Origin of the sequence: Frankia sp. AgKG'84/4 (assembly GCF_023242965.2) — a bacterium.
Lineage (GTDB): Bacteria > Actinomycetota > Actinomycetes > Frankiales > Frankiaceae > Frankia.
Window position 1 is genome coordinate 1 of sequence record NZ_JALKFU020000382.1, and the last position, 5102, is coordinate 5102.

The 5102-nt window shown below is 74.7% G+C and carries 1 protein-coding gene; it reads right to left on the minus strand.

Going from position 1 to position 5102, the window contains the following annotated elements; all coding sequences use genetic code 11:
• Positions 1-5049, minus strand: a 5049-nt coding sequence (locus MXD58_RS19515) for a type I polyketide synthase (RefSeq protein ID WP_250609692.1), incomplete at its 3' end; no start/stop codon positions are given.
• Positions 5050-5102: the final 53 nt, after the last annotated feature.

Below are 5102 nucleotides of genomic sequence, written 5' to 3' on the forward strand. Positions count from 1 at the left end.
CGCCGACAGCGGCCACACCACGGCCGCCGACGCCGGGGTAACCTCGCCCGCCGCGGCCCGCGGCGCCGCCGTGCCATCCGGCACCGTGTCGTCCCGCAGCACCGTGTCGTCCCGCAGCACCGTGTCGTCCCGCGTGGATTCCAGCAGCAGGTGCGCGTTGGTGCCGCTGATCCCGAAGGACGACACCGCGGCGCGGCGTGGACGACCGTCGAGTGTCGGCCAGCTGCGCCGTTCGGTCAGCAGCCGGACGGTGCCGGTGGACCAGTCGACGTGCGGGGTCGGCTCGTCGACGTGCAGCGTCGCGGGCAGCTCGCCGTGCCGCATCGCCTGCACCATCTTGATGACGCCGGCGACCCCCGAGACGGCCTGGGTGTGGCCGATGTTGGACTTCAGCGCACCCAGCCAGAGCGGGCGGCCGGCCGGCCGGTCCCGCCCGTAGGTCGCGAGGATCGCCTCGGCCTCGATCGGGTCACCGAGCGCCGTGCCGGTCCCGTGCGCCTCGACCACGTCGACGTCGCCGGCCCGCAGTCCGGCGTTGGCGAGCGCCTGGCGGATCACCCGCTGCTGGGCCGGCCCGCTCGGGGCGGTCAGCCCGTTGCTGGCGCCGTCGGAGTTCAACGCCGAGCCGCGGATGACCGCGAGCACCGGATGGCCGGCGCGACGGGCGTCGGCCATCCGCTCCACGAGCAGCAGGGCGACGCCCTCCGCCCAGCCGGCCCCGTCCGCCTGAGCCGAGAACGCCTTGCAGCGGCCGTCCGGCGACATGGCCTGCTGCCGGCTGAACTCGATGAACGTGCTCATCGTCGACATGACCGTCACCCCGCCGGCCAGCGCCAGCGAGCATTCTCCGCGGTGCAGCGCCTGCGCGGCCAGGTGCAGTGCCACCAGTGCCGACGAGCAGGCGGTGTCGACGGTGACCGCCGGCCCCTCCAGACCAAAGGTGTAGGCGACGCGGCCCGAGGCGACGCTGCTGGCGCTGCCTGTGGCGAGGTAGCCCTCGAACCCCTCGGGGGCCCCGTCAAGCCGCATTCCGTAGTCGTTGTAACTGGAGCCGATGAAGACCCCGGTGTCGGTTCCCCGAAGCGTCGCCGGGTCGATGCCGGCCCGTTCGAGAGCCTCCCACGAGGTCTCCAGCAGCAGCCGCTGCTGCGGGTCCATCGCGAGGGCCTCCCGCGGGGAGATCCCGAAGAAGCCGGGATCGAAGTCGGCCGCGTCGTACAGGAAGCCACCGCCGCGCGCGTAGTAGGTTCCCGCCACCTCGGGGTCCGGGTCGTATCGGCCAGCGACGTCCCAGCCGCGGTCGGTCGGAAAGTCACCGATGACGTCGACGCCGTCGCGCACCAGCGACCACAGGTCCTCCGGCGAGCGGACCCCGCCGGGCAGGCGGCAGCTCATCGCCACGATCGCGACGAGGTCGTCGTCGGGGGCCGCCGTGCCCGCGGCCGGTCCACCGGCAGCCGTGGCGGCGGTTCCGCCCCTGGTTACGTCGGCGGCGGTCGGGGGCAGCCCGTCAAGCAGTTCGGTCTCGAGGTGGCGTGCCAGCGCCGTCGAGGTCGGATGGTCGAAGACCAGCGTCACCGGCAGCCGCAGTCCGGTGGCGGTGGCCAGCCGGCTGCGCAGGTCGACGGCGGTCAGCGAATCGAAACCGATGTCGCGCATCGCCCGGTCCGGGTCGATCTCGTCCGGTCCGGCGTAGCCGAGCACGGCGGCGACCTGCGTGCGCACCAGCTCGGACAGCCGCCGCTGTCGGTCGGTCTGATCCAGCCCGGCGAGCTCGTCGGCCAGCGACGAACCGGCTGCCGCGGTGACGCGTCCACCGGCGCCGGCCCCGGGCCCGGTGGTGGCGGTGGGGCGTTGGTGGGCCGCGGCGAGGTCGGCGACCGCCGCCGGCGTCCGTGCGGAGCTCAGGGTCGCGACGAGGCGCTCCCAGTGGATGTCGGCCACCACCGCGAACGTGTCGTCGTGGTCAAGCAGCTCACGCAGTGCCACGACGGCGAGGGACGGATCCATCGGGGGCATGCCCTGCTGGCGCAGCCGCTCCGCGAGCTCGGCGGTCAGCAGCCCGCCGCCTCCCCAGGAGCCCCAGGCCACGGAGGTGGCTACCAGGCCGTCGGCGCGGCGGCGCCGGGCCAGCGCGTCGAGATAGGCATTCGCCGCGGCGTAGCTGCCCTGGCCCGGACCGCCCACCGTGCCGGCGAAGGAGGAGAACAGCACGAAGGCGGACAGGGGAAGATCGCGGGTCAGCTCGTCCAGGTTCGCCGCGGCGACCATCTTGGGCCGCAGCACCGCGGCCGCCCGTTCGGGGGTCAGGCTGTCGATCACACCGTCGTCCAGGACACCCGCCGTGTGCACCACCGCCGTCAGCGGATGCTCGGCGGGCACACCGGCCAGCAGCGCGGCCAGTGACGCACGGTCCGCGACATCACAGGCGGCGACGGTGATCGCCGAGCCAAGGGCGGACAGCTCGGCGACCAGCTGTGCCGTCCGCGCCGCCTGCTCCGTCCCCGCCTCGCCCGGCCCTCGCCGGCTGACCAGCAACAGGTGTGGGGCGCCGTCGTGGGCCAGCGACCGGGCGACCAGCCGGCCGAGGGTCCCGGTACCGCCCGTGATCAACACGGTACCCGCTGGTTTCCAGGCATCGACCTCGGTGATGCCGGCCCGGGGGGTGGCCCGAGCCAGCCGCCTGCGGTACAGCCCGGCCGACCGCAACGCGAGCTGGTCCTCCGCGACCGGAGCCCCCTCACCCCGCGGCCCGGCGCCGGGCGCGGTGACCGATCCCGGCCCGGTGACCGCCGCGCGGAGCCGGGCGGCGCTACGGGCGTCGAGGGAAACGCCGTCCCCGGCCGGGGGAAGGTCGACCAGACCACCCCAGCGTCCCGGGTACTCCATGCTCGCCACGCCGCCGAGCCCCCAGTGCAACGCCTGCCCGGGATCGACGTGGGTGTCCGCTCGCCCGACCGACACCGCCCCCCGGGTCACACACCACAGCGGGGCACCGATTGCGACGTCTCCGAGTGCCTGGAGCAGGCCGATCGACAGGGCCAGGCCGACGGTTACCGCCGGCCGTCCGGTCCCGCCGGTGCCATCCGTCAGGTCACTGCCGTCGGTCGAATCGGCTCCGTCGGTGCCATCCATCGGGTCGGTGCTGTCGGTGCTGTCGGTGCTGCCGGTGCTGCCGGTGGCGGTGGTTTCCGCGGCCAGCGCAAGCAGGGACAGTACCCCCGCCGGCGGCCGGTCGGGGTCGGCGAGGCCCGTCCGCAGGCGGTGCGCTATCGCGGTACGGGTGGTGTCGAGCGCCGTGACGGTGACGGTGGGCGGCGGCGTGCCGTCCTCGGCCGCGAACGCGGCGACGACCCGGTCGACCAGGTCCGCGTGTTCGGTGACCGCCGGCACGACGAGCAGCCAGCCCTCGGCCGACGGTGCCTGCGGTCCCGCCGGTGACACCGGTACGGGTGACCAGGTCACGTCGTAGCGCCAGGACGAGATCGCCGACTGCTCGGCCTGGCGGCGGCGCCAGGCCGACAGCAGGCCGAGCGCCGGGCGCAGCGGCTCGACCGCGTCGGTCCCGGCGAGCTCCATCGTCGTGGCGACCGCCGCCAGGTCCTCCTGCTCGACCGCCGTCCAGAACCGGCCGTCGACCTCCGCCTGGGAGCCGCCGGGCCGTGACGTGTCACCGGCCGGCTCTGACGCCACGTCGGCCGTCGTGTCGACCCAGTACCGCCGTTCCTGGAACGGGTAGGTCGGCAGCGGCACCGGCACCGGCGGCGGCAGGACGGGCGGCCGCGGGACGGGCCCGGCGAGCACGGCCGGCCAGTACGGTTCCACGCCCTGGACATGCGCCTCGGCCAGGGAGCGGAGCAGGCGAGCCGGACCGCCATCGGCACGGCGCAGCGTCTCGACCGCCGCCGCGGCGCAGCCCGGGATCGTGTCGATGGTCTCCTGCACGCCCATCGTCAGCACCGGATGGGGGCTGACCTCGATGAAGATCTGATGCCCGGCCTCAAGCAGGGCCCGGGTCACCGGCTCGAACAACACCGGCTCGCGCAGGTTGCGCGCCCAGTACTCGCCGTCGAACGCGGCCGAGTCCAGCAGATCGCCGGTGACCGTCGAATGGATCGGGATGTCCGGCTCCCGCGGCGTGATCGGGTCCAGGGCCCGCACCAGCCCGTCGTGGATGCCGTCGACCTGCGCGGAATGCGACGCGTAGTCCACCGGCACCCGGCGCACCCGTGCCCCGTCCGCCTCGCAGGCGGCCAGCAACCCGGCCAGCGCGTCCGGATCACCGGAGACGACCGTGGACGACGGCCCGTTCACCGCCGCCACCGAGAGCCGTCCGTCCCAGGACGCGATCCGCTGTTCCACCTCGGCGCGCGCCAACGCCACCGACGCCATCGCGCCGAGCCCCGACAGTTCGGCGCCGACCATCCGGCTGCGGACCACGACCACCCGCGCGGCGTCGCGCAGGCTCAGCGCGCCCGCGACGCACGCCGCCGCGATCTCCCCCTGCGAATGACCCACGACCGCCGTCGGCACCACTCCGAACGACCGCCACACCTGCGCCAGCGACAGCATCACCGCGAACAGCACGGGCTGCACGACGTCGACCCGGTCGAGGGACGGCGAGCCCGGTCGCGCGCGCAGGGTGTCGAGCAGCGACCAGCCCGTCAGCGGATCCAGCGCCGCCGCGCACTCCTGCATCCGGGCCCGGAACACCGGGTTGGCCTCGAGCAGCTCCACTCCCATCCCGGTCCACTGCGCGCCCTGGCCGGGGAACACGAACACGATCCGGGGATCGGCGACGGCCACGCCCCACGCCGTGTTCGCGGCGACCTCGCCGCCGGCCAGGGCAAGCAGCGCGCCGCGGAAGTCCGCGCGGTCCGCGGCGACGACGACCGCGCGGTGCGCGAACGACGTGCGGGTCGTCGCCAGCGCGTGCCCGATGTCGCGCACACCGTCGTGCGGCCGGGCGTCGACATGCTCCAGCAGACGGGTGGCCTGGGCCGCGAGTGCGGCCGGGTGCTGGGCGCTGAGGACCCACGGAACCGGCACCGCGGGGACTGCGGCTGCTTCTCCTCCGGCGGCGACCTCACGGCCGACGCGCC